Genomic DNA, 3,249 nt, shown 5'->3' on the forward strand with positions numbered 1-3,249 from the left:
TACTTGGTTCTTTGAAAACTAGATATTATTTAATTTCTATATTGAATTTGTATAAAAATACAATTTCAACCGAGAACACCGCGTTATTTTGAGTTTTAAAATATTAGTTTATTCGTAAATACTCAACTAACCAAACATCACGTAGTGATGAAATAGGTTAAGTTATGAAGGGCGCATGGTGGATGCCTTGGCACTAGGAGCCGATGAAGGACGGGACTAACACCGATATGCTTCGGGGAGCTGTACGTAAGCTTTGATCCGGAGATTTCCGAATGAGGAAACTCGATAATCTTAATCGATTATCACCAGCTAGAGAATACATATCTAGTTTGGGGGCAGACGTGGGGAACTGAAACATCTAAGTACCCACAGGAAGAGAAAGAAATTTCGATTCCCTAAGTAGCGGCGAGCGAACGGGGAACAGCTCAAACCAAAGAGCTTGCTCTTTGGGGTTGTAGGACTGAACATTTGAGTTACCAAGTTAATTGATAGTCGAATTATCTGGGAAGTTAAGCGATACAGGGTGATAGCCCCGTAGGCGAAATCAATTAACCTCAGTTCAGGATCCTGAGTACGGCGACACACGTGAAACGTCGTCGGAATCCGGGAGGACCATCTCCCAAAGCTAAATACTCCCTAGTGACCGATAGTGAACCAGTACCGTGAGGGAAAGGTGAAAAGCACCCCGGAAGGGGAGTGAAATAGTTCCTGAAACCATGTGCCTACAAGCAGTCAGAGCCCGTTAATGGGTGATGGCGTGCCTCTTGTAGAATGAACCGGCGAGTTATGCTAACATGCAAGGTTAAGGCGAAAAGTCCGGAGCCGTAGCGAAAGCGAGTCTGAATAGGGCGTTACAGTATGTTGGGATAGACCCGAAACCAGGTGATCTACCCATGTTCAGGCTGAAAGTGCGGTAAAACGCACCGGAGGGCCGAACCCGTGTACGTTGAAAAGTGCTGGGATGAAATGTGGGTAGCGGTGAAATTCCAAACGAACTTGGAGATAGCTGGTTCTCTCCGAAATAGCTTTAGGGCTAGCCTCGGACTTAGAATCATGGAGGTAGAGCACTGTTTGGGTGAGGGGCCCGTCATGGGTTACTAAATTCAGATAAACTCCGAATACCATCGATTTATATGTCCGGGAGTCAGACGATGAGTGATAAGATCCACCGTCGAAAGGGGAACAGCCCAGACCACCAATTAAGGTCCCTAAATATATGCTGAGTGGAAAAGGATGTGGAGTTGCATAGACAACTAGGATGTTGGCTCAGAAGCAGCCACCATTTAAAGAGTGCGTAATAGCTCACTAGTCGAGTGATTCTGCGCCGAAAATTTACCGGGGCTAAGCATATTACCGAGATTGTGGACATGACGTAGTCATGTGATAGGAGAGCGTTCTAAGGGCAACGAAGGTAGACCGTAAGGACTGCTGGAGCGCTTAGAAGTGAGAATGCCGGTATGAGTAGCGAAAGAATAGTGAGAATCTATTCCACCGATTGACTAAGGTTTCCTGGGGAAGGCTCGTCCTCCCAGGGTAAGTCGGGACCTAAGCCGAGGCCTAGAGGCGTAGGCGATGGATAACAGGTTGAGATTCCTGTACTAGTTAATTATGTTTGAGCGATGGAGGGACGTAGAAGGCTAACCTGTGCGCACTGTTGGATATGTGCGTTCAAGCAGTAAGTCAGGTAATGAGTGAAATGCTTGTGACCGTGTTGACAAGCTGTGATGAGGATCGAAATAAAGTAGAGAAGTGGGCCATGTCACGCTACCGAGAAAAGCTTCTAGTGAGTAATTAACTACCCGTACCGCAAACCGACACAGGTAGTCAAGGAGAGTATCCTAAGGTGAGCGAGTGAACTCTCGTTAAGGAACTCGGCAAAATGACCCCGTAACTTCGGGAGAAGGGGTGCTGCACGCAAGTGCAGCCGCAGTGAAAAGGCTCAGGCGACTGTTTATCAAAAACACAGGTTTCTGCAAAATCGTAAGATGAAGTATAGGGGCTGACGCCTGCCCGGTGCTGGAAGGTTAAGTGGATGAGTTAGCTTCGGCGAAGCCCAGAAACGAAGCCCCAGTAAACGGCGGCCGTAACTATAACGGTCCTAAGGTAGCGAAATTCCTTGTCGGGTAAGTTCCGACCCGCACGAAAGGCGTAACGATCTGAGCACTGTCTCAACGAGAGACTCGGTGAAATTGAGATACCTGTGAAGAAGCAGGTTACCCGCGACAGGACGGAAAGACCCCATGGAGCTTTACTGTAATTTGATATTGGGTGTTGACATAGCTTGTACAGGATAGGTAGGAGCCGTGGAAACCGGGACGCTAGTTTCGGTGGAGGCATTGTTGGGATACTACCCTCGCTGTGCTAACACTCTAACCCGCACCACTTATCGTGGTGGGAGACAGTGTCTGATTGGCAGTTTGACTGGGGCGGTCGCCTCCTAAACAGTAACGGAGGCGCCCAAAGGTTCCCTCAGAATGGTTGGAAATCATTCTTCGAGTGTAAAGGCAAAAGGGAGCTTGACTGCGAGACAGACAGGTCGAGCAGGGACGAAAGTCGGGCTTAGTGATCCGGTGGTACCGTATGGAAGGGCCATCGCTCAACGGATAAAAGCTACCCTGGGGATAACAGGCTTATCTCCCCCAAGAGTTCACATCGACGGGGAGGTTTGGCACCTCGATGTCGGCTCATCGCATCCTGGGGCTGTAGTTGGTCCCAAGGGTTGGGCTGTTCGCCCATTAAAGCGGTACGCGAGCTGGGTTCAGAACGTCGTGAGACAGTTCGGTCCCTATCCGTCGCGGGCGTAGGAAATTTGAGGGGAGCTGTCTCTAGTACGAGAGGACCGAGATGGACATACCGCTGGTGTACCAGTTGTCCCGCCAGGGGCATCGCTGGGTAGCTATGTATGGATGAGATAAACGCTGAAAGCATCTAAGTGTGAAACCGACCTCAAGATGAAATTTCCCATTCCTTTATGGAAGTAAGACCCCTAAGAGATGATTAGGTAGATAGGCTAGAAGTGGAAGTGCAGTGATGTATGGAGCGGACTAGTACTAATTGGTCGAGGACTTAACCAAGTAAGGTAGTAATCGGAAGAAATAAATAATATCTAGTTTTGAGAGAACGAAGTTCTTTCAGATAAATAGTGTGGTGGCGATAGCTAGAAGGATACACCTGTTCCCATGCCGAACACAGAAGTTAAGCTTCTAAACGCCGATAGTAGTTGAGGGATCGCCCTCTGCAAGGGTAGGA

At 48.5% G+C, this 3,249-nt stretch carries 2 rRNA genes; both read left to right on the top strand.

Features of this window, described 5'->3' with window-relative positions:
* The first annotated feature begins 155 nt into the window (after nt 1-155).
* Nucleotides 156-3,074 (top strand): 23S ribosomal RNA (locus KTJ72_RS06955).
* 69 nt (nt 3,075-3,143) lie between these two features.
* Nucleotides 3,144-3,249: ribosomal RNA gene (rrf, locus tag KTJ72_RS06960) — 5S ribosomal RNA — on the top strand; the annotation flags it as partial.

Source organism: Apilactobacillus waqarii (genome assembly GCF_019061205.1).
Classification (GTDB): domain Bacteria; phylum Bacillota; class Bacilli; order Lactobacillales; family Lactobacillaceae; genus Apilactobacillus; species Apilactobacillus waqarii.